19 protein-coding genes are annotated in these 23,837 nt (G+C 58.9%); 10 read left to right on the top strand and 9 right to left on the bottom strand.

Annotation, left to right across the window (positions count from 1 at the left end; genetic code table 11):
• Window positions 1–35: 35 nt before the first annotated feature.
• From JZX89_RS03965 to JZX89_RS03975, 3 genes are all read left to right on the top strand, one after another.
• Window positions 36–872 carry an ABC transporter substrate-binding protein gene (locus JZX89_RS03965; RefSeq protein WP_149899621.1) on the top strand — a complete coding sequence of 279 codons (837 nt, stop codon included), beginning with the start codon at window positions 36–38 and terminating at the stop codon, window positions 870–872.
• Window positions 873–966: 94 nt separating this feature from the next.
• Window positions 967–1,641, top strand: a complete 675-nt coding sequence (locus JZX89_RS03970) for a 4-carboxy-4-hydroxy-2-oxoadipate aldolase/oxaloacetate decarboxylase (RefSeq protein WP_137005112.1) — start codon at window positions 967–969, stop codon at window positions 1,639–1,641.
• A gap of 65 nt (window positions 1,642–1,706) precedes the next feature.
• Window positions 1,707–2,738 (top strand): L-idonate 5-dehydrogenase, encoded by a 1,032-nt coding sequence (locus JZX89_RS03975; RefSeq protein ID WP_207133155.1) that lies wholly within the window; start codon window positions 1,707–1,709, stop codon window positions 2,736–2,738.
• 73 nt (window positions 2,739–2,811) lie between these two features.
• On the opposite strand, the gene JZX89_RS03980 is transcribed toward JZX89_RS03975, so the two are convergent.
• The gene (locus JZX89_RS03980; RefSeq protein WP_207133156.1) at window positions 2,812–3,753 is read right to left on the bottom strand and encodes a bifunctional helix-turn-helix transcriptional regulator/GNAT family N-acetyltransferase; all 942 of its coding nucleotides are present in this window, start codon (window positions 3,751–3,753) and stop codon (window positions 2,812–2,814) included.
• 231 nt (window positions 3,754–3,984) lie between these two features.
• Between JZX89_RS03980 and JZX89_RS03985 the strand changes: the two genes are divergently transcribed.
• Complete coding sequence (locus JZX89_RS03985; RefSeq protein WP_207133157.1) at window positions 3,985–4,323, top strand: hypothetical protein; 339 nt, start codon at window positions 3,985–3,987, stop codon at window positions 4,321–4,323.
• Window positions 4,324–4,350: 27 nt separating this feature from the next.
• On the opposite strand, the gene JZX89_RS03990 is transcribed toward JZX89_RS03985, so the two are convergent.
• The 7 genes from JZX89_RS03990 to JZX89_RS04020 all read right to left on the bottom strand — a co-directional run bounded on the left by JZX89_RS03990 (window position 4,351) and on the right by JZX89_RS04020 (window position 16,517).
• Window positions 4,351–5,499, bottom strand: a complete 1,149-nt coding sequence (locus JZX89_RS03990) for an alpha-hydroxy acid oxidase (RefSeq protein WP_207133158.1) — start codon at window positions 5,497–5,499, stop codon at window positions 4,351–4,353.
• 136 nt (window positions 5,500–5,635) lie between these two features.
• Window positions 5,636–6,646: a 2-hydroxyacid dehydrogenase gene (locus JZX89_RS03995; protein WP_207133159.1), complete on the bottom strand. Its 1,011-nt coding sequence runs from the start codon at window positions 6,644–6,646 to the stop codon at window positions 5,636–5,638.
• Between the two features lie 63 nt (window positions 6,647–6,709).
• The gene (locus tag JZX89_RS04000; RefSeq protein WP_207133160.1) at window positions 6,710–8,332 is read right to left on the bottom strand and encodes an ABC-F family ATP-binding cassette domain-containing protein; all 1,623 of its coding nucleotides are present in this window, start codon (window positions 8,330–8,332) and stop codon (window positions 6,710–6,712) included.
• 160 nt (window positions 8,333–8,492) lie between these two features.
• Window positions 8,493–9,731: a vWA domain-containing protein gene (locus JZX89_RS04005; RefSeq protein ID WP_149899614.1), complete on the bottom strand. Its 1,239-nt coding sequence runs from the start codon at window positions 9,729–9,731 to the stop codon at window positions 8,493–8,495.
• Window positions 9,732–9,897: 166 nt separating this feature from the next.
• Window positions 9,898–10,779 (bottom strand): transglutaminase family protein, encoded by an 882-nt coding sequence (locus JZX89_RS04010; RefSeq protein WP_207133161.1) that lies wholly within the window; start codon window positions 10,777–10,779, stop codon window positions 9,898–9,900.
• A gap of 4 nt (window positions 10,780–10,783) precedes the next feature.
• The gene (locus JZX89_RS04015; protein ID WP_207133162.1) at window positions 10,784–13,189 is read right to left on the bottom strand and encodes a circularly permuted type 2 ATP-grasp protein; all 2,406 of its coding nucleotides are present in this window, start codon (window positions 13,187–13,189) and stop codon (window positions 10,784–10,786) included.
• Window position 13,190: 1 nt separating this feature from the next.
• The gene (locus JZX89_RS04020; RefSeq protein ID WP_207133163.1) at window positions 13,191–16,517 is read right to left on the bottom strand and encodes a transglutaminase family protein; all 3,327 of its coding nucleotides are present in this window, start codon (window positions 16,515–16,517) and stop codon (window positions 13,191–13,193) included.
• A gap of 71 nt (window positions 16,518–16,588) precedes the next feature.
• Here JZX89_RS04020 and JZX89_RS04025 point away from each other — a divergent pair, with 71 nt between their 5' ends.
• Both JZX89_RS04025 and JZX89_RS04030 read left to right on the top strand, forming a co-directional pair.
• Window positions 16,589–16,825, top strand: a complete 237-nt coding sequence (locus tag JZX89_RS04025; RefSeq protein WP_174373944.1) for a hypothetical protein — start codon at window positions 16,589–16,591, stop codon at window positions 16,823–16,825.
• Window positions 16,810–18,618: an ABC transporter ATP-binding protein/permease gene (locus tag JZX89_RS04030; protein ID WP_153514320.1), complete on the top strand. Its 1,809-nt coding sequence runs from the start codon at window positions 16,810–16,812 to the stop codon at window positions 18,616–18,618. Before JZX89_RS04025 ends, JZX89_RS04030 begins: the two co-directional genes overlap by 16 nt.
• 39 nt (window positions 18,619–18,657) lie before the next feature.
• Here the strand turns inward: JZX89_RS04030 and JZX89_RS04035 are convergent, their stop codons facing one another.
• Window positions 18,658–18,852, bottom strand: a complete 195-nt coding sequence (locus JZX89_RS04035) for a hypothetical protein (protein ID WP_174373942.1) — start codon at window positions 18,850–18,852, stop codon at window positions 18,658–18,660.
• Between the two features lie 173 nt (window positions 18,853–19,025).
• On the opposite strand from JZX89_RS04035, the gene JZX89_RS04040 reads away from it, so the two are divergent.
• From JZX89_RS04040 to JZX89_RS04055, 4 genes are all read left to right on the top strand, one after another.
• The gene (locus JZX89_RS04040) at window positions 19,026–19,415 is read left to right on the top strand and encodes an acyl-CoA thioesterase (protein WP_153514322.1); all 390 of its coding nucleotides are present in this window, start codon (window positions 19,026–19,028) and stop codon (window positions 19,413–19,415) included.
• Window positions 19,416–19,585: 170 nt separating this feature from the next.
• Window positions 19,586–21,829 (top strand): polysaccharide deacetylase family protein, encoded by a 2,244-nt coding sequence (locus JZX89_RS04045; RefSeq protein ID WP_207133164.1) that lies wholly within the window; start codon window positions 19,586–19,588, stop codon window positions 21,827–21,829.
• A 238-nt stretch (window positions 21,830–22,067) separates the two neighbouring features.
• Window positions 22,068–23,108, top strand: a complete 1,041-nt coding sequence (locus JZX89_RS04050) for a four-carbon acid sugar kinase family protein (RefSeq protein WP_207133165.1) — start codon at window positions 22,068–22,070, stop codon at window positions 23,106–23,108.
• A gap of 4 nt (window positions 23,109–23,112) precedes the next feature.
• Entirely contained in the window at window positions 23,113–23,820 is a 708-nt protein-coding gene (locus JZX89_RS04055; RefSeq protein ID WP_149899745.1) for a FadR/GntR family transcriptional regulator, read from the top strand.
• The last annotated feature ends 17 nt before the right edge of the window (window positions 23,821–23,837 follow it).

Below are 23,837 nucleotides of genomic sequence, written 5' to 3' on the forward strand. Positions count from 1 at the left end.
TCAACCCAACCTCTATAATAACAGGGAGAACTGAAATGAACTGGAAGTGCATTACTCTTACCGCCGCATTGGCGACTTCGGCCGCAGTCATTCCGGCCAAGGCCGACCAACTCGACACGATCATGGCGAACAAGACGCTGCGTTGCGCCACTTTCGCTGACGTGCCACCTTTCGCCTCGCCGGATCCAAAGACACGTGAAATGGCCGGCTTTGACGTCGATCTGTGTGGCGCCATCGCCAAGGAACTCGGGGTCAAGGCCGAGGTCAAGCCTGTTTCGGTTGAAGCGCGCGTTCCCGAAGTCAAGCTCGGCCGCGTCGATCTCTCGGTCGCCAACCTCGCTTATACCCAGAGCCGCGCCGAACAGATCCAGTTCAGCGACCCATATTATCTGGCTAAGGAAATGCTGATCGTTCCGGTCGATGACGCCGGCACCAAGAAGTCTGATTTCGTCGGCCAGCGCATCGCGTCCAGCAAGGGGTCGACGTCGGAACTCTCCGTCAAGCTCAACAAGTCCGAGCCGCTGACATTCCAGGATACGGCGTCCGCCTATCTCGCCGTTCAGCAGGGCAAGGCGCGCGGCATTGTCGGCAACACCATGACGATGACCAAGTTCGTCAACGAATCCAAGACCAAGGGCAAGCCAATGCGGATGATCGAGGAGCCGATGCTCTTCCAGCCCATCGGCATCGGCATGGCCAAGGACAATCCGGCACTGACCGCCAAGATCAACGAAATCCTTCGCAAGCTCGATGCGGATGGCGAGATCAATCGCATCTGGGACAAGTGGCTTGGCCCGAACACCGAATACAAGATGACGCGCACCGACAAGGTCGTGCCTCTGTCTGAGCTGAAGTTCGATCCGATCCCCTGAGCTTCGGCTCAGCTTCAGTCATCATTCCATTCATCCAACACCATCATCGGTCGGCGAGACGTTCTCGCCGACGGTTTCAACGTGGGAGGTTTTCATGATCCACATTAAAGATATCGCGCAGCGTCCGGCCAAGGCCGATGTTGAAGCCCTTGCCAAATTCTCTCCTGCGACAATCCATGAGGCGCAGGGCCGTCGTGGCGCATTGTCCTCGCGGCTGAAGCCAGTCGATTATCGCATGAAGCTTTGCGGCCCGGCCTTTACGGTCAAATGCGCGCCGCGCGACAACATCATGCTGCAGCTCGCCATCAACTATGCCAAGCCGGGCGATATCATCGTCGTTTCCGCCGGCGAATATGAAGAAGCGGGTTCTTTCGGCGATGTTCTCGCCAATGCCTGCCTTGCAAAAGGCATCGGCGGTCTGGTGACCGACACCGGCGTGCGCGACACGCTGCAACTGCGGGACCTCGGCTTTCCCGTCTTTTCGCTCAGCGTCTGCATCAAGGGCACTGTCAAGGAGACCATTGCCGCGGTCAACGATCAGGTGATTGTCGGCGGCGAAATCATCAATCCGGGCGATATCATCGTCGGTGATGCCGATGGGCTGGTTGTCGTCCGACGCGAAGAAGCGCAGGAAGCGGCCAAGCTTTCGCAGGCGCGTGAAGATGCCGAGGCCGGTTACATCGAAGCCTACAAGCAAGGCAAGTCGGTGATTGAGGTCAGCAAGCTCGAGGCGGTGCTCAAAGCCAAGGGCCTTGTGGTCGATATCTGAGATAGATCTGTGGAATGGCCTGGCGGCGTTTGCCGCCATGCCGGACCCTTATGGGAGGAGCGAATATGAAAGCGGTTGTCATCCACGCGGCCAAGGACTTGCGGATCGAAGAACGTGAGGCGGAGCAGCCCGGCCCCGGACAGCTCGAGGTCGCCATAGAGGCGGGTGGTATCTGCGGCTCCGACCTGCATTATTACAATCACGGTGGCTTCGGCACCGTGCGCGTGCGTGAGCCGATGATCCTCGGCCATGAGGTGGCGGGCACCATCAAGGCTCTGGGGGAGGGTGTCTCCGGTTTCGCAATTGGCGATCGCGTCGCAGTATCGCCGAGCAGGCCATGCAACCATTGCGAATTCTGTCTGAAAGGCCAGCAGAACCAGTGCCTGAACATGCGCTTTTATGGCTCCGCGATGCCCATGCCGCATATTCAAGGCGCATTCCGGCAGCGTCTCGTTGCCGAGGCGTATCAGTGCCACAAGGTGCGGGACGGCATCTCTATCCATGAAGCGGCGATGGCCGAACCCTTTGCAGTGACGCTGCATGGCGTCAACCGCGCTGGCGCATTGACCGACAAGCGCGTTCTGGTCAGCGGCTGCGGGCCGATCGGTGCGCTTGCCATCATCGCCGCCCGCGCCCATGGCGCGCGGGAAATCGTTGCGACCGATGTCATGGATGCGGTTTTGCAAAAGGCGCTTGCCATCGGCGCCGACCGGGTCATCAATGTCGCCAGCGATCCGGATGCGCTCTCCGCCTATTCGGCAAACAAGGGCTATTTCGACGTGCAATTCGAGGCCTCCGGAAACGAAAGGGCCGTCCGGTCGGGTCTGGAGGCGCTGAAGCCGCGTTCCACCGTCGTTCAACTCGGTCTCGGCGGGGATGTGTCCATTCCGCAGAATATGGTGGTCACCAAGGAAATCGAGATGAAAGGCACCTTCCGTTTCCACGAGGAATTCGGACTTGCCGTCGATTTCATTAACCAGCGCCGCGTAGACCTGAAGCCGCTGTTAACAGGCACCTTTCCATTGGAAGAGGCGGTTGCAGCATTTGAAACCGCCGGTGACAGAAGCAGATCGATGAAGGTTCAGCTCGCCTTCTGATAGATCTGGTTATGATCCGGAGACGGCCGCACGGCGACTTTCGATGCGGCGGTTCATGCACGGAGATTAGAGATCATTCTGGCCGGGGACGGACAAAGCGCTGTTCCAGAACCTCGCTTCCCCATTGGCTGCCGGGACGTTCCTCGACACAGGCGAAACCATGGGTCTCGTAAAGGTGCCGTGCGGCCAAAAGACCGTTGAATGTCCATAGATGGGTTTCGGCGAAAGCCTTTTTGTCGGCAAAGGCCAGAGCGGCTGCAAGCAGCCTGCGCCCTACACCGCCACCGCGCACGCTGTCATCCACGATGAACCAGCGTAGATGCGCGATGTCCGATCCCAAGTCTTCGCCGTCGATTGCGACGGAGCCGATAATCTCCTGTCCGCGCGTTGCGGCCCATATTGCGTTTTGCGGTCTTTCGAGCCGGTTGCAAAAGGAGGCGAGGCCTTCGGCGACAACGGATTCGAAACGCTGGCCGAAGCCGGATGTCCGGGCGTAATAGAGAGCATGCATCTGCGTTATGCGGGCGATGATACCCGGCCTGTATCCTGAGACGATATCTATGGCGGGAGCGGCGGCATCGATCCGGCCTCCCAGCGCGTCGGCGTAAAGACGGAGCCCTTCCAGAATGGTGTGGCCATCCGCCGGGGCAAGCCGTGACAGGGCGCTCGATACCTGCCGGTTTGCGAAGGCGTGAATGGCACCGACCCGATCCTGCCCTCGCCCGGCCAAATGGAGCCGCTTGATGCGGCTATCCTCACCGTCCGCCTCCTCCATAACATCACCGGACAGAATGAGTTTGCGAAGCATGCGGCTGACGCTGGATTTTTCAAGTCGCAGGAGCTTTCCCAGATCGCGCGCCGTGATGCCCGGGCAGGTCTCGATCTCGATCAGGGCATGCACGGCAGATGGCGGCAGGTCGGTGCCGGCAAAATCCCCGCCCATGAAGCCGAGTTCACGGACAAGCCGGCGCGAGGTGGAGCGGATGTCATTTATGGGAAGGGACTGTTCGGGCATGCCAAATCCATTATGGTTGCATCATGCAACCATAATCACATTCTGCACGGCCTGCCAAGTTTGGATTCCGTAAAACACTGGATTTCTCTGCGAAATCGGGCAAGCTCCTGTTCAGGAACGCTGACAGGCGTGGCTGAACGGCGGCTTTCAAAAAAAGACCATCCTCAAAGTAGTCCGTACGGAAGTTTGCGGACAAGTCGCGACATTTAATTATCCGGCTATGGAGCGGATATGCCCGATACGCCTCGCTTCTTCCGTTATGCCGTTCTCGCTGCGATGTTGCCCGTCGCCGTCCTCGGTGTTGTGACAACGCCGAATGAGTATCGCGCCATCGGCATCGAGGCGGCCGATTGTGACGGGCCTATATCGGTTCTGATCCCTGCGGTACCAGCGCTTGCAGCCTATGCCTTCATCGGCTGCCTGTTTCTCTCGGGTGCCAAGCGCTCGTTGATTTCCGGCAGCATTTGCGTGCTGGTATCCCTAGCGCTTATCTGGAACATCGGCGCAGCGCTCCTGGAATATCGGCGAAACGCCGTGGAAATGGCCTGTGATTACAGCGGAAAGCTGTAACCTTGCCTGGAAATGCGGATTACGGCTCTAGCCATGAAACCGCAGGTTCCGGCGCGTCAGTTGTTCGACAGTGGTGCAGCCCATCAGCTTCATGCCGCGTTCGATTTCGATACGCATCATTTCCAGCGCCCTTTCCACCCCGGGCTGGCCGGCGGCCGCGAGCGGGAAAAGATAATAGCGGCCGAGCCCCACAGCCTTTGCGCCCAGAGACAGGGCTTTCAGAACATGGGTGCCGCGCTGTACGCCGCCATCCATCATCACGTCGATCCGGTCGCCGACCGCATCGACGATCTCTGCCAGCTGGTCGAAGGCGCTGCGGGAACCATCGAGCTGGCGACCGCCGTGGTTGGAGAGCACGATGCCGCTGCAGCCGATCTCGACGGCGCGCCGGGCATCGTCAACCGACATGACGCCTTTGAGGCAGAAAGGACCATCCCATTCTCGCACCATCTGCGCCACGTCATCCCAGTTCATGGAAGGGTCCAGCATCTCGGTGAAATAGCGGCTGATGGAGAGAGCCCCGCCATCCATTTTGATGTGGCCGTCAAGCTGCGGCAGGCTGAAGCGTTCATGCGTCAGGTAATTGATACCCCAGGCCGGCTTGATGGCGAATTGCGCGATGCCGGAGAGATTGAGCTTGAAGGGGATGGCAAAACCGGTGCGCTTGTCGCGCTCGCGGTTGCCGCCGGTAATGCTGTCCACGGTCAGCATCATCGTCTCGACGCCGGCGCTCTTGGCGCGTGCCATCATCTCGCGGTTGAGACCACGATCCTTGTGGAAATAAAATTGATAGACCTGCGGCCCGCCGCTGATCCGGCGCGCTTCTTCAAGGCTGGTGGTGCCGAGCGAGGAGACGCCGAACATCGTGCCGAATTTTCCCGCCGCTGCCGCGACCGCCCGCTCTCCTTGATGGTGGAAGAGGCGCTGCAGCGCCGTTGGGGAACAATAGACCGGCATGGAGAGCTTTTGCCCCATGACGGTCACCGACATGTCCACGTCGGACACGCCGCGCAGCACATCCGGAACAAGGTCGCAGTTTTCAAAGGCGGCTGTATTTCGCCGATACGTCACTTCATCGTCGGCCGCGCCATCTATGTAGTTGAAGATCGGCCCGGGAAGACGCTGTTTGGACATGCGGCGAAAATCGTGGAAATTATAGCAGTCTTTGAGTTGCATCTGTCGCTCGACCGGTCCGGTTTGAAAGCTCTGAAAAGATTGCTTGAAACCTATACTGGGGATTTGGGGCGGGCAATCGACCTGCCGACAATTTCCGCAGGCTCGAAGCATAATCTTCAGGGTCGGGGCAGCAGCGCTAAACGGGGCCTGCAAGCTGCTCCGTGGAAACCGCATGCAGCGCCTTGCCGGTTCTGATGAAGCTTTCGATATTGCCGATCGTGGTGTCCGCAATGTTTTTGAGGGCTTCCTGCGTGAAAAACCCCTGATGGCCGGTCACCAGAACATTGGGGAAGGTCAGCAACCGCGCAAAGACGTCGTCGCGCAGCACATCATTGGAAAGATCTTCGAAAAAGAGATCGGCTTCCTCCTCATAAACATCGATGCCGAGAGAACCGATCCTACCGTCTTTCAGACCCGTGATCGCGGCCTGCGTGTCGATGATCGCGCCGCGGCTGGTGTTGATGAGCATCACGCCTTTTTTGAGAAGGGGCAGCGTCTCCTTGCGGATCAGGTGCCTGGTTTCCGGCGTGAGCGGGCACATCAGCGTAAGAATGTCCGATGTCCGGAACAGTTCCTCCCGCGTGACATAGGCCATGCCCAGCGCCTCGCAATCAGGATTCGGGCGAATGTCGTGGCCGATGAGACGGCAGCCGAAGCCGGCTGCGATACGCGCAAAAATCGCGCCGATCTTTCCCGTGCCGACAATGCCGATGGTCTTGCCGTGGAGATCGAAACCAAGCAGGCCATCAAGGGCGAAGTTGCCTTCGCGGACGCGGTTATAGGCGCGGTGGATCTTACGGTTGAGTGACAGGATGAGCGCCATTGTATGTTCGGCAACCGCATAGGGCGAATAGGCGGGAACGCGGGCGATGGTCAGGCCCAGCTTTTCGGCGGCCACGAGATCGACCTGGTTGAAACCGGCGCAGCGCAGGGCGACGAGTCGCACGCCCATTTCCGTCAGCCTTTCGAGCACGGGCCGCGACAGGTCGTCGTTGACGAAGGCGCAGATAGCATCGGTTCCTTCCGCCAACGCCACCGTTTCAGGAGACAGGCGCGCTTCGCAATATTGTATCCGCATGCCGGGACGTGCCGCGGCATCAAGGAACTGCCTGTCATATGGCTTGGCGCTGTAAACGACGATCCGCATCTGCTTCTCCAGTATCAAGTACGAAAGTTACGGTTGCGGAGACCAGGCGTCCGGTAAATGGCCTCAGCTGCGAAGGCCCGGTGCTTCCTGCCCGGTGCTTTCGACATATTCGGTATAGCCGCCGCCAAATTGGTGAATGCCATCCGGGGTCAGTTCAAGTACCCGGTTTGAAAGGGCGGCGAGGAAATGGCGGTCGTGGGAAACGAACAGCATCGTGCCTTCATAATCCGACAGGGCTTTGATCAGCATTTCCTTGGTGTCGAGATCGAGATGGTTCGTTGGTTCGTCGAGTACCAGGAAATTCGGCGGATCGAACAACATGGCCGCCATCACGAGACGGGCTTTTTCACCGCCGGAAAGAACACGGCAGCGTTTCTCCACGTCGTCGTCGGAGAAGCCGAAACAACCGGAAAGCGCGCGGAGCGGCGCCTGCCCGGCTTTCGGAAAACGTTCCTCAAGCCATTCAAGAATGGTGCTGTCGCCTTCCAGAACATCCATGGCGTGCTGGGCGAAATAGCCGAGCTTGACGCTGGCGCCGAGTGTTACATTGCCGGAATCCGGCTCGGTCGTGCCGGTCACCAGCTTCAGCAAGGTCGATTTTCCAGCGCCGTTGACGCCCATGATACACCAGCGCTCCTTGCGCCGCACCATAAAGTCCAGCTCGCCATAGATCGTGCGGCTGCCATAAGCCTTGTTAACCTTCTTCAGCGCCACGACATCCTCGCCCGACCTCGGGGCCGGTGCGAATTCGAAAGCGACTGTCTGGCGCCGTTTTGGCGGCTCGACGCGGTCGATCTTTTCAAGTTTCTTGACGCGGCTCTGCACCTGCGAGGCATGTGAGGCGCGCGCCTTGAAGCGTTCGATGAATTTGATTTCCTTGGCGAGCATGGCCTGCTGGCGCTCGAACTGCGCCTGCTGCTGCTTTTCGTTCTGCGCCCGCTGCTGTTCATAAAAGCCGTAGTCACCGGAATAGGTGGTGAGGTTGCCGGCATCGATCTCGATGATCTTGGTGACGATGCGGTTCATGAATTCGCGGTCATGCGAAGTCATCAACAATGCGCCGTCATAGTTCTTCAGAAAATCCTCAAGCCAGATCAGGCTTTCGAGATCGAGATGGTTCGATGGTTCGTCGAGCAGCATCACGTCCGGGCGCATCAAAAGAATGCGGGCAAGCGCAACGCGCATCTTCCAGCCGCCAGACAGTTTGGAGACATCGCCGTCCATCATTTCCTGGCTGAAGCTCAAGCCATCCAGAACCTCACGGGCGCGGCCCTCCAGCGCGTAACCGTCCAGCTCTTCGTAACGCGCCTGCACTTCACCGTAACGTTCGATGATGGCGTCCATTTCGTCCATCCGGTCGGGATCGGACATGGCGGCTTCCAGCTCCCGCAATTCCGCCGCCACTTCACTGACCGGGCCTGCGCCTTCCATGACTTCGGCGACCGCGGAGCGTCCGGACATTTCGCCGACATCCTGATCGAAATAACCGACCGTCATACCTTTTTCGACGACGACCTGTCCCTCATCGGGCTGCTCCTCGCCGGTCATCATCCGAAACAGCGTGGTCTTGCCGGAACCGTTCGGCCCGACAAGGCCGATCTTCTCGCCACGATTGAGCGCGGCGGAGGCCTCGATGTAAAGAATACGGTGACTGTTCGACTTGCTGATATTTTCGATGCGGATCATGACAGGGCCTATGAATGGGAGCGGCCCTCCTATGCCACGGGCCGCTGCCGCTGTCACCTGCCGCGCATGTCTTGTCAGCCATGCAAAGCCGGGGAAGATTGGCCCCGGGGTAAATGCCTCAAAAGCGATACGCTTTGCGGCTGCGTCTGCCGAATTTTCGTCAGTTGGTCAGCGTGGCAATGCTACCGGCTGCCTTGCGGGCGATTTCGCCAAAGGCGGTGACGATCTGCTCCATGTTCTCGGGCGCGTAATAATTGTCGAGGCTGGAAGCGCAATATTGCAGCAGCGACTTGCCCTTGTCCGGCGCCATGAAGGCGACGCTGAAAATCTTGATCCCGTCTTTCTTGGCGGTCTCGCAGGTGGTGCGCACCGACTGGTCGATGCTGGAACTCCACGAGGAGCTGTTTCCGGTCATTTCACCGTCGGTCATCAGGACGATATAGCGCTCGAAGGATTCACTTTCCTGTGTCTTATGTGCCTTCGCTTCGTCCGGATTCGTTTTTTTAAGGGCGTTGTAAGCGGCATTCAGGCTGCTTCGTGCATCCGTACCGCCGGATGGAAATTCCGGGATCTGTTTGTCGACATAGCTGACAACGCTGTTCGTACCCCAGCTGATGGCCTGAGCCGCATAGGTCTCATGTGTATATACCGAGGCGCCCGTCCGAACGAGCTGTGAGCCGCCGCTTGCGGTGTAGGTCGGATCGGCCTTGTTCAATGTAGCAACGAGAAAGCTGACGGCGGTCTTCAACGATGTGGCCTTGTTGACATAGCAGGGCGATGTCTTGCCGAGATTGGGATACTTGCCCCAGTTATCGGACGTGTAGTTCTGGCAGGACGTTTTAGTGCTGTCGACACTGTCCGTCTTGAACGACATCGAACCGGAGCGGTCGAGCACCAGATACATGGATATCGGCGCGCCCTTGTTGACGGTACTCTTGGCGGTACCGGTCGCCGCGATATCGAGTGTCTTCACGCCGATGAACCCCAGCAGCGGGTTGAGCTGCACCTGGCGGTATAGCGTGGTCTCGATGGTATAGGTCTTGCCGCGTGCATCTTCCTTTGCAGAAACGCCGACTGGGGAGTTCTTCTCCAGTTCCTTTTTCTCTTCCTCAGTCAGGCTCTTTTCCATCTGCGCAGCGATGAAGGCCTTGGCGATTTCCTTGATTTGTTCGTCTGTGAGCGCGCCTTCCTTCAGGCGTGCCTCGGTTGCTGCAGCGAGCGCCGCGGAATCCGCCGTGTTTTGCAGATCGGCTTTCACCTGCATCACATTCGCCAGCTCCAGGCCGGCTCCGGCCACGCCCAGCAACATCGGCAGCAATATCGCCGTCATGATGCCGAAATTACCGCTGGTATCGGCAAGGAAACGGCGCTTCAGTTTTTGATCTGCGGAGGCGGTCATGATGGGGCTCACCGATTAGAATATGCGATTGAGCGCAGGAAACCCGCAAAGGATGTAAAATCCGCTAACACGAAGATTATAATTTTATAATTCGTTCAAATTGGTGCAGTTTTCGAAGTATTTTCAAGAATTAATTGGTTGGAAGATTGAAATAACACATATTGTGTCATTGCTGGACGGGAACCACATCCACGGCCTGTTTTATCTGCTGGTTACCGTAGCTCTTCAGGACCCCGATCACCGGTGCAACATCCGAATAGTCGCGGCCATAACCGACGACGATGTGGTCGCTGCCGGCCACGATATCGTTGGTAGGGTCGAGTTCCAGATAACCGGCCGCTTCTCCGCACCAGATGCGGACCCAGGCATGCATGGCATCGGCGCCTTCCAGCCGTTCCTTGCCCGGCGGAGGAATGGTGCGCAGGAAACCGCTGACATAACCGGCGGGAATGCCGAGGCTGCGCAGCGCCATGATCATGATATGCGAAAAATCCTGGCACACGCCGCGCTTCAATTTAAAGGCTTCCGATGGCGTTGTATCCACGGTGGTCGCCTCGCCATCATAGGTGAAGTCTTTGTGGATGCGTTTGCACATGGCCAGCGCGATTTCGCGAATGGTCATTCCCGGTTTCAGCAGTTCCCGCGCATAGGCCGAGATCGCCGCATCCGTCCCTATTCTCGGGCTTGCGCCAATGAAGTGGTGCGGTGACTGAAAATCGATCGACCAGACATCGGCAAGGTCCCGCGGCAGGCGGGAAAGCTCGGGTGAAAAATCCGCCGTCATGGCCGGCGCTTCCACCATCACCCGCGCCTGCATGCGAATATCCAGCTTTTCATGCGGCGCGCGCAGATGCACCGATGTGGCCGATTGATGAAAGAAATCGTCAAAGAAGGCGCGTTCTTCCGGTGCGGGCGAAACATCGATGGAACCTGCGATTAGTCTCTGCCGGCCCGGCATCGACAGCGGCAGCACGCGGATAATGTGGCGTGCGCCATGGGCCGGTGTGTCGTAGGTGTAACCCATGTGCAGGGAAAGATCGTAAAGCATGGGGTTATCCGAGATAGGTGCGGGCCAGAACATCGGACAGATGTTCCATGTCGGTTTCGAGCTGGCGATAGATCGCGCCGTTCATGTTTTCCGGCGTCATGACAGCGAGCCCGGAATGCAGGCGCATCGTTTCGCGATAAAACGGTGACATCTGGCCGTTCACGAAAGCGTTCGGCAGCTGTTCCACCTCGGTGCGGATTTCGTTCAGCTGAAACAGGATCGAGCGCGGATTGAGCGGATCAAGCGCCAGAAGATCGGTGACCGTCAGGCCAGCCGTGGCGACATTATAACGGCGGCGATGGGTCATGACGCTGTCACCGATTTCGAGCAGCATGTCGTAGGAACCATCCGGGGCGTCCGGTCCGGTCATGTGGCCGAGAAGCCGGGTCATATGCAGCCCGCGTTCGAGATAACGGCCGATCGACAGAAAACGCCAGCCGGTGAAGCGGTACATGTTTTCGTGCACGAGACCGGCAAAGCCGGCAAGCTTGCGCAGCAGGATCGTCATGGCGTGGGTGGCGTCGTCGCCGGGCGCGACTTTCGCGTGGAAACGGCGGGCCGTCTTGGCGAGGTCGTTCAGCGCCAGCCATCCATCCGGCGAAAAGCGGTCGCGAATATTGCTGGCGGAATAAAGCGCGCTGTTGATGTTGTTCAGCAGGCTATCCGGCACGGCATCGTTCATCTCCACGTCAAGCGCTTCGAGATATCGCGTCACATGGGCGAGCAGGGGCTGGCGCGGATCGGCCGATTCGGCATAGCGCCCGTGCCAGGCACGCAGGATGCGCAATGCGCCTTCAGAACGTTCGATATAACGGCCGAGCCAGAAGAGATTGTCGGCAGCCCTGCTTGGCAGGCTGCCCGGCATGTTGCGGGTAAAGCTTTCTTCCGCCGGCAGAAGCGAGGTGCGTTCCACCGGTTTTTCGCTGACGATCCAGACATCCGCCGCGCTGCCGCCCGATTGCATGGCGATGGCCGACACATCGTCGCCGCTGCCGATCCGTGCAAAGCCGCCGGGCATGATCTGCCAGCCATCTTGTGTGCGCGCGGCAAAAACGCGAAGGCTCATCGGGCGCGGCACGAGCTTGTTGTCGATATAGGCCGGCGTCGTTGAAAGCTTTACGACTTCCTGGCCCACCAGCCTGTGGCCGTCGGAGGCAAGCCAGTCGCTGATCGATTCCTTCGCCGTTTCGCGCAGGGAGGAGCCGAGCACGGATTGGCCGTTGTCGTCGAAAAAAGGCATGCGAGAATAGGCCGGGCCGATGACCATGCCTTCGATATTGCCGGCAACGTGGCGGCGTTCCGATTCCTGTCCGCACCACCAGGTGGCGATCGAGGGAAGTTTCAGTTCCTCGCCCAGAAGGTGGCGGCAGATGCGCGGCATGAAGGCAAGCAGTGCCCGCGTTTCGAGAATGCCGCTGCCAAGTGCGTTGACGATGGTGAGCGCTTCGTTGCGCAACGCCTGCACCATGCCGGGCGTGCCGATATGGGATTGCTGGTTCAGTTCCAGCGGATCGGAATAGGAGGCGTCGAGACGTCGCCAAAGTACACCGATCGGCTTCAACCCGGCCACGGTTCGAACCATGACGCGGCCGTTGACGACGGTCAGGTCCTCGCCCTCCAGCAGCATGAAGCCGAGATAACGGGCGATATAGGCGTGTTCGAAATAGGTTTCGTTGGCGGGGCCGGGCGTCAGCACCGCGATGCGATCGTCCGGGTGCATTCTGTGGGCCTGCAGCGTGTCGCGGAAAGCGCCGAAAAACGAGGCGAGGCGGTGAACATGGGTTTCGGCATAGATATCGGACAGCGCGCGGGTGGTGGCTACCCGGTTTTCCAGCGCGAAGCCAGCGCCGGAAGGCGCCTGAGTCCGATCGGCCAGCACCCACCAGTTTCCATCAGGTCCACGCCCGATTTCGAATGAGCAGAAGTGCAGGTAATGGCCGCTTGCCGGTTTTACCCCGACCATCGGCCGTAAATATTCCGGATTGGAAGCGATCAGCGCCGGCGGCACGTAACCTTCGTTCACCAGCCGGTTTTCGCCGTAAAAATCGGCAACCATGGCCTCCAGAAGATCGGCGCGCTGTTTCAGCCCTTCGGAAAGAACCGTCCATTCCCTGTCATCGATCAGCACCGGAATATGCGAGATCGGCCAGTTTCGTTCGCTGCTGCCCTTGCTGTAATCGCGGTAGAACACGCCAGCGTCGCGCAGATAGCGGTCGGTGCGGGCAAAGCGCTCGTGCAATTCGCGTTCCGACATGCGCGAGAGCGCGCCGAGCAGGTTCTTCCAGACCGGCCTGACCTTGCCGTCGGTATCAAGCATCTCGTCGGCCACGCCCGGCAGGGTGGAATAATCAAGCCCGCGTGGTTGCGCGCTCGTTTCCGTCTTGCGTTCCGTTGCCGGGGCTTTGGACAATTTAAACTCCGTATGGCCGACGCAGATCGAGCGTCAGCGGAAATTCTGGCGACACGGTTTCCGCATGAAGCGGATATTGCCCTGCCGTATGTCCCCATGGTTCGAAACGGGCAAGGCGGCGTGCCTCGGCCTCGTTACCGTTGACGGGAAATGTCTCGTAATTGCGCCCGCCCGGATGAGCAACATGGTAGATGCATCCGCCGATCGATCGCCTCGACCATGTATCATAAATGTCAAAGGTCAAGGGTGAATTGACGGGCAAAACGGGATGCAGGCCTGAAGAGGGCTGCCATGCCTTGAACCGGACACCGGCGACCGCAACGCCGCGATTTTCCGTCGGCGTCAGAGGCACTGCGCGTCCGTTGCAGGCCACGACATAGCGTGAGGGATTGGAAGTTTCGAGGCGCACCTGCAGACGTTCGACCGATGAGTCGACAAACCGCACGGTGCCGCCGATGGCTCCCTGTTCGCCCATGACGTGCCAGGGTTCGAGCGCCTGACGCAACTCCAGTTTGGAACCTTCATATTCCACTTCGCCGAAGAAGGGAAAACGGAATTCCTGCTGGGCGGTGAACCACTCGGGTTTCAGGTCGAAACCGTTTTCCCTGAGATCTGCGAGAACGTCCATAAAATCCGCCCAAACGTAATGCGGCAGCATGAAACGATCGGCAAGTGTTGTACCCCAGCGCACGAATTTGCCGGCGGCCGGATTTTTCCAGAAGCGGGCGACAAGCGCGCGCACCAGCAATTGCTGCGCCAGCGACATGCGGGCATTCGGCGGCATTTCGAAACCGCGAAACTCCACAAGGCCGAGGCGACCGGTCGGTCCATCCGGCGAAAACAGCTTGTCGATGCAGATTTCGGCGCGGTGGGTGTTGCCCGTCACATCCGTCAACAGGTTGCGGAACAGACGGTCAACCAGCCAAGGCAGCGGTGGAGCACCCTCACTGGGGGCAGGCACCTGCGCGAGTGCGATTTCAAGTTCGTAGAGGCTGTCGTGGCGGGCCTCATCGATGCGTGGCGCCTGACTTGTCGGGCCGATGAACAGGCCGGAGAAAAGGTAGGAAAGCGACGGATGCCGCTGCCAGTGGAGAACGAGGCTTTTCAGAAGATCGGGCCGGCGCAGGAAGGGACTGTCATTCGGGTTGGCGCCGCCCACCACCACATGGTTGCCGCCGCCGGTGCCGGTGTGGCGGCCGTCGATCATGAACTTGTCGGCGCCGAGACGCGTCTGGCGCGCTTCCTCGTAAACCGCCGAGGTGATGTCGACGCAGTCTTTCCAGCTTGCGGCCGGGTGGACATTGACCTCGATGACGCCGGGATCAGGCGCGACGCGGATGACATTGATGCGCTCATCATTTGGTGGCGCATAACCCTCGATATGAACGGGCAGTCCAAGATCGGCGGCTGCGGCTTCCGCCGCTGCGATCAGCTCCAGATAATCCTCGATGCGTTCGACGGGCGGCATGAAAATGCAGAGCCGACCATCGCGCGGTTCCACTGACATGGCGGTCCTTACCGCACCGCCGATTTCACCAATGGTCTGTTCGACACGTGCCTGGGCGGTAACTTCATCCGCATGGAACGAGGCTTCCGGCATGGCGCGGGCCGGTGCTGACGTCGGATCGGCAAGCGGGCCTCGCGGGATCGAAGGGTCGGCCTCGTGGATATAGGGGTAGGCAGATGGCGGCACATGGGGAAGGGTGCCGAGCGGCAGCCGATAACCGACCGGGCTGTCGCCCGGAACAAGGAATATCTTGCCGCGCCGCGTCTTCCATCTCTCGCTGATCCAGCGTTCTCCGTCAGCACGGGCATTCCACGCCTGCACCGGCAGAATGTAACCCGTTGGTGTCGTCAATCCGCGCTCGAACACACGGGCGATACGGTTGCGCTCTTCCGGGTCTTTCAGTTTCGAATTGGACGGATCGACATTTTCCGGAAGGCTTCCTTCCTTGATGATCCATTCGGCTGGATCCTCGTAAGCCGGAAGTACCAGATCCTTGTCGATACCGAGGTGGGTGGCGATGCCACCGAGGAGTTTTTGCGCATCATCTGTCTTAACGCCGGCATCCACACCTTCTTCGGCGATCAGCTCCGGTTTCTGCCAGATCGGCAGGCCATCCTTTCGCCAGTAGAGCGAAAAGGTCCAGCGCGGCAGGCTTTCACCCGGATACCATTTGCCCTGCCCGTAATGCAGAAAGCCGCCCGGCGCGAAACGCTCGCGCAGGCGGCGGATCAGGGCATCGGCCTTTTCGCGTTTCGTCGGTCCCACCGCGCCGGTGTTCCATTCGTCGGATTCGAAATCGTCGATGGAAACGAAAGTCGGCTCGCCGCCCATGGTCAACCGGACGTCGTGCGCGTTCAGCACCTTGTCGACTTTTTCACCGAGCGCGTTGAGGCTCTCCCAGCTGTCATCGGAAAAGGGCTTGGTGATACGTGGGGTTTCGGCGACGCGCCGGACCTGCATGTCGAACGCGAATTCCGTGTTGGCGTGGCCGAAATAACCACCGGAAATCGGTGCGGCATTGCGGTAATGCGGTGTCGCCGCCAAAGGAATATGGCTTTCACCGGTCAGAAGCCCAGAGGTGGGATCGAGACCGATCCAGCCGGCGCCCGGCATATAGACTTCAGCCCAGGCGTGCAGATCGGTGAAATCTACCTCCGTGCCGGAAGGACCGTCCAGGGCCTTGAGATCGGGTGTCAGCTGGATGAGATATCCTGACACGAAACGTGTGGCGAGACCAAGATGTCTCAGAACCTGCACGAGCAGCCAGCTGGTGTCACGGCACGATCCCTTGCCGGAAGCCAGTGTTTCCTCCGGTGTCTGGACGCCCGGTTCCATGCGGATGACATAGCCGATTTCCTGTTGCAGACGGGCATTGAGGCCCACCACCATATCGACCGTCGGCTGCCCCGGCGTATGGTCCACGGTCGCCATGAAGGCGGCGAGCAGCGGGCCGGTTGGCTCCGGTTTCATGTAGATGGACAAATCGTCCCGCAATTCCTGCGGATATTCGAATGGCCATTTGGTTGCTTCTTCCTCGACGAAGAAATCGAACGGATTGTAAACCGTCATATCGGCGACAAGATCGACCTCGATCTTGAATTCCGTGGCCGGCTCGGGAAAAACGAAGCGGGCGAGGTAATTGCCGTAAGGGTCCTGCTGAAGGTTTACGAAATGATTGGATGGCGAAACCTTGAGCGAATGGCTGATAACGTGGGTTCGGGAATGCGAGGCGGGCTTTAATCTGATGATTTGTGGTCCAAGGCGAACCGGATTGTCATATTTATAATGCGTCAGATGATAGATGCTCGCTTTGATCGCCATTAATCTGCCTTGCCCGGTTTTCCGGTCTATGCGGTTTATCCGCCCCTCTGAAATTATTCGGATTTTGTGCAATGCAGGAAAAGAAAGCAAGGATCATTTCCGGGGGCATCCGCATTGTTGGTGCAGGCCGCAATGTTTGTCCGTACGAAGATTTATCCGCGATTTTCAATCGCCGCCGCCGGGATTTCGCCGGGATTGTGGACAAGGTCGAAGGGCGTGTTATTGCTTGGCATCGCAAGGCGCAGATTCGCGACCCGCTTTCTTTGCCGACTGACGTTTCGGAATGGAATGAATGGCAACAACGGTGACCGACGACCAGCGTAAGAGCGCGGCTAACCCTGCGGGTTTCGACCTCGATTTTTCTGCGCAATTGCGCATGATGGGGAATGCCTTCTGGACGTCACCGGTGCGCAACCGGCTGATATTGCTGTCGATTGCCCTGTTGGTAGTGATATTGCTCACAGCCTACGGGCAGATCCGTCTCAACGAGTGGAACGCGCCGTTCTACAACGCGCTGGAACGGCGCGATCTTGATGCCTTCATTCACCAGCTTGAGGTCTTCGCGATCATCGCCGGGCTTCTTCTCCTCCTCAATGTCATCCAGACCTGGCTCAATCAGATGACGGCGCTGAACATGCGCGAGGGCCTTGCCAAGGATATGGTCGACCAATGGCTGAAGCCGGGCCGGGCCGCGCGTCTTGCCGGTTTCGGCACGATCGCGATCAATCCGGACCAGCGTTTGCACGACGATGTCCGCAACCTTGCCGAAAGCAGCACGGCACTGTCCATCGGTCTCGTGAACGCAACCATCCTGCTAATCAGCTTTATCGGTGTTCTCTGGGGCCTGTCGGCGGGTTTCTCCATCACCATCAATGGCGATCTTGTCCCCATTCCCGGATATATGGTTTGGGCGGCCATCCTTTATGCCGGTTCCGCGTCTTTGCTCAGCAACCTTGTCGGCTATCGTCTGGTCGGGCTGAACGCCGAACGTTATTCGAAAGAGGCCGAACTACGTTTCTCCCTGATGCGCGCCAGCGAAAATCTGGCGGCGATCGCTTTGGCGCGCGGTGAGAAAAACGAGCGGCGGCGGATCGGGGTCGATATCGATGCCGTGCTCGGTGTGATCCGGGGGCTGGCGATGGCGCTGACGCATCTGACCTGGGTTTCGTCGGGCTATGGTTGGCTGGCGGTCGTTGCGCCGATCCTGATCGCGGCCCCGGTCTATTTTTCAGGCAACCTCACCTTTGGCGGGCTGATGATGGCTGTCGGCGCCTTCAACCAGGTCAATACGGCGCTTCGCTGGTACATCGACAATTTTGGGCCGATCGCCAGCTGGAAGGCGACATTGCAGCGCGTCTCGGTGTTTCGCAACGCCTTGATCCAGATGGACAGCGTCGAACAACACGGCCTTGCGATCGATCTGCAAAGGAGCGCGGAGAACGAAAAGATCCGTCTTCGGTCGGTCACGATCTGCCGCGATGCGGGTGGGCAGGATGTGGAACGCGGCTTCAGGCTGCGCGAGGCCGAGGTGGATATCGGGCCGGGCGAGCGACTGATGATCAATGGCGAGCAGGGCGTGAACCGGCGGCTGCTATTTGCCGCCATGGCGGGCCTTTGGCCCTGGGGGCAGGGCAGAATAGAAATGCCCGAACAATCCGACACGCTGTTCATCGCCCAGCACGGCTATCTGCCGACGGGTTCGCTACGGGAAATTCTGGCCTATCCGCGCGCGCCGCAGCGGTTTACGGAGGAAGATTATGTCGCGGCACTCACGGCATGCGGGCTTGGCGATATGGCGCCCCGCCTCGATGAAAACATCCGCTGGGACAAGAAACTGGATCCGGACGAGCAGGCCAGCATCCGTGTCGCCAATGCCCTGCTGCTGAAGCCGAAATTTGTCGTCATCGACGATTTGCTGGAAGGGCTGGAGAAACAGACGCAGGATACGCTGGCCGAGGTTCTGAACGGGATCGATGGTGCGGCGATCATCTATATTGGCCGGTCGGAGACGTTTCTATCGGTTCTTTCCCCGGCCGTGGCCCATCTCGACCACACCATGCCGAAGGAAAATATCGCCAGGCGCGATGGCAATCCGCAATAGCCGGCCTGTTATGTCATCCTTTGGTTTGATCGTGGCGGATCAAAGCCGCAAATGCCACTTTTCCAGGTCGAGCCGCTGCTGTTTGGCGAGATTTATTGTGGTCTCTGGTCCCGCCTGCAAGCGCAGGGCAATTGTTCCGGTCGCCAGACTAACGGCGATAACGCTTGCGACCACCACAATGATGCGGTCGTAACGTTGCTGTATCGTGTTGTTCCCACTCCAGTCATAGGCCATTCGCACGCCCTCGCGTTTTTTGGAATCGTGCCCCATCATGGTTAACCGAAGCTTACGATGGCTCTGTGATTCCTTGCTGTTTTGGAGGGGCTGCCGCGAAAAATCGGCTATTGGCTGATGAAGCGCGGTTGTCTAAGTCCGGCAGCGGGAGGTTTGTGAAAGGAATTTGACATATGGACCAGCAACCGCCCGCCGATATGGAAATGACCCTCAGAACGCTTGCCATGCCCGCCGACGCCAATCCGGCCGGTGACATTTTCGGTGGCTGGGTCATGTCGCAGATGGACCTTGCCGCTTTCGTCCGCGCCAATGATGTGGCCGGCGGCCGCACCGTGACCGTGGCTGTGAATGAAATCGTCTTCAAGAAACCGGTCAAGATCGGCGATACATTGTGCGTCTATACCCGGATAGAGAAGGTCGGGCGCACCTCCGTCACACTCAAGATCGAGGCCTGGACCCGAAGGCATTATCAGGATTCACGGGAAAAGGTCACGGAAGCCGTCTTCATCATGGTCGCAGTGGACGATAATGGCGAGCCGCGCGCCGTCCGCAAAGAGGCGTGACGCGGCTCCCGTTGAGTTCGAAGCAAATTCCGAAGCGCGAAAAGAAGCTCAGAGAGCAAGAAGCGCTTCGGCTCCGGCAATTCGATCGTCGGCCGCTCAATACTTTAGAAATATCCAATTTATTTATCAATTTTTGCGATCAAGGTAGGGAATAGGACGAGGATCAGGCTTTGACCATTCCAGGTGTTGTTATTGTCGGCGGCGCTCACGGCACGCTTGCCCTTGCCCGCAGCCTTGGCGCCCTGAATGTGCCTGTCTATTATCTTACCCATGATTCACCCCTGCCGGGCTGGTCGCGCTTCGTGCGGGAAACCATCCGCTGGGCCGGTCCGCACGATGCCGGGGCGTTGCCCTTTTTGCGGGAAATTGCCGAAAGGCATCATCTGAAGGGCTGTCTGCTCGTGCCATCCGGCGATGGCGAGGTTCAGCTCGTTTCGCAACATCGCGAAGAGCTTTCCGCCCTTTACAAAATCATCCTGCCGGATTGGCCATCCCTGCAATGGTTGTGTGAGAAGCCGCTGCTTTACAAACGCGCGGCGGAGCTTTGCGTCTCCTTCCCCCGGACCTATGCGCTGACGTCGACCGATGACATCAATGCGCTGGACGTGACGTTTCCCGTCATTCTCAAGCCGAATATGGGTGGCGGTGACACCGTGATTTCCCGCGCGAAGGTGATCCGCGCCGATGATCGGCAGGCGTTGAAAATGGCCTTTGCGGATGCGAGCGAGGAGATCGGCGCAGGCAATGTCGTGGTGCAGGAACTCATTCCCGGCGGTGGAGAAAGCCAGTTTTCCTATGCGGCGCTATGGCATAACGGAGAACCGGTTGCCGAATTCACCGCCCGGCGTGCGCGCCAATATCCCGTCGATTTCGGATATACCAGCACCTGCGTCGAGGTTGTCGACAACCGCCCGGCGATCGACGCCGCCCGGACGATATTAAAATCGGCCGGTCACAGTGGTCTCGTCGAGGTGGAATTTAAACTCGATGGCAGGGATGGTTCGCTGAAGCTTCTCGATGTCAATCCGCGCCCCTGGTCGTGGTTCGGCCTCAGTGCGGCGGCGGGCGTCGATCTCGGCGCGTTATTATGGCAGGTTGCCAACGATGTGCCCGCCGGCCAATCCCGGGCTGCGCGACAAGGCGTGTCGTGGTCTTATCTTGTCCGTGATGCGGTTGCCGCCTTTACATTAAGCCGGCGCGGCAAGGCAAATATGGGAGACTACTTTGCGTCTCTGGGCAAAATCCGCAGCTGGGCCGCCTTTGCGCTGAATGATCCCCTGCCGGGTCTTATCGATCTGCCGCTCACCGCGTGGAGAGTCGTCAAAAAACGGGTTCTGCCTGGCCTGAAGTCAAAACAATCTGCGATGGTTTTCTCGCCGCCGGTAAAGCGTCTCTTGAAATATGGAGCCATAAGGGCCGGGCTGGAGTTAAGTTCTCTGCCGGTGGTCCGCGCCGCGTTTCCGTCCCTTGCCGGGCGTGGCGTGATTTTTACACTTCATCATGTGCGCCCCGGGGAGGCTATCTCGCCTTTTGCGCCCAATGTGCAATTGTCCGTCACGCCACAGTTTCTGGAAGAGGCGATACAGGCCGCGCTAGAATGTGGTCTCGTTCCCGTCCATCTGCATGATTTACCGGCACTGCTTGCCGACAATAACGAAGGTCGGTCGTTCTGTGCCTTCACGCTTGATGACGGTTATCGCAACAATGCCCAACATGCCGCGCCAGTTTTCCGCAAATATGCCGTTCCCTACACGATTTTCATCACACCGGGTTTTGTTGAGCGGACGCGCAGCCTGTGGTGGGAAACCGCAGCTGCACTGACGCAGAAAGCTGGATCGTTTGACTTCGATTTCGGCTCTGGTCCGGAACATGTTGCATCCGCCACGCCTTCGCAGAAGGCGGAAGCATTCACACGCCTTGAAAATTTCGTGCAGAACTTTTCAGAGGATGAGGCAGTGGAAAGGATCGATCGCGTCGCGAGGCAACAGGGCATCGATCCCATCGCGATCGTGGGTGAACTCGTGATGGACGCGGATGAACTCAGGGCGCTGTCGGACGATCCTCTGGTGCATTTAGGCGCACACACCATGACGCATGTGAACATGCGCAAGATCGATCTCGCGCGCCTGGCTCACGAAATCGAGGAATCGACACGTCGGGTAGAGGCTTATGTCGGCCATCGGCCGCAATCTTTTTCCTATCCCTATGGCTGGACGAAGGCCGTGGCGGAGCGTGAAGCAAAGGCGGTGCTTGAGGCGGGATTTTCCGTGGCGGTCACCACGCAGGCCGGTGTTCTTGGACCTCATAATCTTGAAAAGCCAACGCAATTGCCCCGCGTATCACTGAACGGGCGCTTTCAGAAGAAGCGCTTTGTCAAAGCGCTTATCTCAGGGCTGCCTTTTCGGTTCATCTAGTGGCGACACCCTGTTCGTCATCTTTCGCCCGCCCTGCCGAACTGCATGCGGGCGGGCCGCGTTTGCCGTTTGTCTTCATCATTTCTGAATTCGGCGATTGGCCGGCAGGCCTCTTTGTGGCCAGTTGGTCAGTCCGAAAGTCTGCATAATAATTTTTGTTATTCACATCTGTTTATCTATTGATTATAAATAAATTTATTGAGGTAAAACATTACAACTTTTTTTGAAGGCTCTGCCCGTGCTGTTGATTTTCGCCGATGATCTGACAGGCGCTCTCGATGCGGCCGCACCCTTTGCCGGGCGCGGGCTGGCGACCGAGGTTGCGATCGGGCTTGACGGGGTACCCGCAGCCCTCGCGGATGCGCCTGCTGTTCTCAGCGTCAATCTGGGTTGTCGTGACGGTGATGCGGGTGAAGCCGGTCATCGCACGCGGTCGTTATTGGCGCTGGTTCCAGCGGATAGGATCCTGTTCAAGAAGGTCGATTCACGACTGAAGGGGCATATTGCGGCTGAAATGGATGCGATTTCCTATCGGCACGCGCTTGTCGCGCCAGCCATTCCGGATTTTGGACGCGTTGTTACTGGCGGGGCCGTATCCGGCTTTGGCGTTGACGCCGCCATTCCGGTCCACGAAAAGCTGGGCGGGCACGCCAGCCGCTGCACGATACCGGATACGCGATCGCAGGCCGACATCAGGGAGGCTCTCGTTGCCGCGCAGGCTAAAGGTGTCGATCTTCTGGTCGGTGCGCGGGGTCTTGCCGAAGCGCTGGCTGAGGAGATGACGGCGCGGACTGCTCCCGAGGCGGCGATCATTCCGCCCGGCAAGGGGCTACTCGTCGTCGGTTCCCGTGATCCGATTACCGTTGGGCAAATCGAAGTGCTCAAAAGCACCGGGTTAGTGTCGGTCATCGATGCGCCCAATGGTGTCGTGCCTTCCCATGCACATGATGGTTCCGGCCTGACGCTGGTTCAGGCGACGCAGGGATTAGACGATCTTTCACCGCTTGCCGTTTCCGACCGGTTGGCGGAAGGCGTCGTGCCACGCTTCACGGCAGGTGCTGGCAGGCTGCTTTTGTCGGGTGGGGCGACGGCCGAAGCCGTGCTGCGCGCCATGGGCATTTCGCGGCTGCGTCTTGCCGGCGAATGCCTGCCGGGTTTAGGCGTCGGCTGGTCCGAAGACCAATGCATCATTGCGAAGTCCGGCGGTTTTGGGCAAGCTGACACGTTGAAACGGATTGCGAAAATGATGCTTGGCGAAAACGACGCTGGAGAGAGCTGACCAGATGGGGCTGATGAAAGAAACGGCGCGTAAGGCACTTCCGGACATTATTTTCGAGAGAATGCACCGGGCGATCAAATCCGGCGCCTACAAGCCGGACGAACGGCTGCCGACCGAACATGAACTCGCCATGGAATTCGAAGTGTCGAGGCCTGTTGTCCGCGAAGCACTGCGACGGTTGCGCGAGCAGGGATTTATCTATTCCCGCAGAGGCTCCGGCAGCTACGTGCGGGCTGTCGGTATGCGTGAGCCGCTTGGTTTTGGCCAGCTGGAAAACGTCGCCGATCTTCTGAATTGTTATGAATTCCGGCTGACGCTGGAACCGGCAGCGGCTGCCGCGGCGGCTTTGCGTCACGATGGCGAGAGGCTTGCGGCGATCAAAAAGGCGCTCGAACTGATGCGCGACGCCACCAATCGCCAGTCCCACCGTGAGGACGCCGACTACCAGTTCCATCTGGCCATCGCGCGGGCGGCGAGGAACAGCTATTTCTCTACCGCGATGGAGGCCCTGAAAGATCATATCGCGATGGGCATGAAGTTCCACGGCATGTCGGTGAAGCGTGAAGCCTCTGGCCTGACACGCGTTTTTGCCGAGCATGAGGCTATTGCAAACGCTATCGCCGATGGGGATGCGGAGGCGGCCCGCGAACTGATGCTCCAGCATCTGACGGGATCGCGCGAGCGTCTGTTCGAATCTTCGCACGCGGATTGAGGCCGATGCGCCCGAAG

Origin of the sequence: Agrobacterium burrii (assembly GCF_017313405.1) — a bacterium.
In the GTDB taxonomy this organism is placed as follows: Bacteria; Pseudomonadota; Alphaproteobacteria; order Rhizobiales; family Rhizobiaceae; genus Agrobacterium; species Agrobacterium burrii.

What these genes read in the sequence shown, in the direction of transcription:
- JZX89_RS03965 (WP_149899621.1), top strand. Translation starts at nt 36, where the DNA reads ATGAACTGGAAGTGCATTACTCTTACCGCCGCATTGGCGACTTCGGCC.
- JZX89_RS03970 (WP_137005112.1), top strand. Translation starts at nt 967, where the DNA reads ATGATCCACATTAAAGATATCGCGCAGCGTCCGGCCAAGGCCGATGTT.
- JZX89_RS03975 (WP_207133155.1), top strand. Translation starts at nt 1,707, where the DNA reads ATGAAAGCGGTTGTCATCCACGCGGCCAAGGACTTGCGGATCGAAGAA.
- JZX89_RS03980 (WP_207133156.1), bottom strand. Translation starts at nt 3,753, where the DNA reads ATGCCCGAACAGTCCCTTCCCATAAATGACATCCGCTCCACCTCGCGC.
- JZX89_RS03985 (WP_207133157.1), top strand. Translation starts at nt 3,985, where the DNA reads ATGCCCGATACGCCTCGCTTCTTCCGTTATGCCGTTCTCGCTGCGATG.
- JZX89_RS03990 (WP_207133158.1), bottom strand. Translation starts at nt 5,499, where the DNA reads ATGCAACTCAAAGACTGCTATAATTTCCACGATTTTCGCCGCATGTCC.
- JZX89_RS03995 (WP_207133159.1), bottom strand. Translation starts at nt 6,646, where the DNA reads ATGCGGATCGTCGTTTACAGCGCCAAGCCATATGACAGGCAGTTCCTT.
- JZX89_RS04000 (WP_207133160.1), bottom strand. Translation starts at nt 8,332, where the DNA reads ATGATCCGCATCGAAAATATCAGCAAGTCGAACAGTCACCGTATTCTT.
- JZX89_RS04005 (WP_149899614.1), bottom strand. Translation starts at nt 9,731, where the DNA reads ATGACCGCCTCCGCAGATCAAAAACTGAAGCGCCGTTTCCTTGCCGAT.
- JZX89_RS04010 (WP_207133161.1), bottom strand. Translation starts at nt 10,779, where the DNA reads ATGCTTTACGATCTTTCCCTGCACATGGGTTACACCTACGACACACCG.
- JZX89_RS04020 (WP_207133163.1), bottom strand. Translation starts at nt 16,517, where the DNA reads ATGGCGATCAAAGCGAGCATCTATCATCTGACGCATTATAAATATGAC.
- JZX89_RS04025 (WP_174373944.1), top strand. Translation starts at nt 16,589, where the DNA reads ATGCAGGAAAAGAAAGCAAGGATCATTTCCGGGGGCATCCGCATTGTT.
- JZX89_RS04030 (WP_153514320.1), top strand. Translation starts at nt 16,810, where the DNA reads ATGGCAACAACGGTGACCGACGACCAGCGTAAGAGCGCGGCTAACCCT.
- JZX89_RS04035 (WP_174373942.1), bottom strand. Translation starts at nt 18,852, where the DNA reads ATGGCCTATGACTGGAGTGGGAACAACACGATACAGCAACGTTACGAC.
- JZX89_RS04040 (WP_153514322.1), top strand. Translation starts at nt 19,026, where the DNA reads ATGGACCAGCAACCGCCCGCCGATATGGAAATGACCCTCAGAACGCTT.
- JZX89_RS04055 (WP_149899745.1), top strand. Translation starts at nt 23,113, where the DNA reads ATGGGGCTGATGAAAGAAACGGCGCGTAAGGCACTTCCGGACATTATT.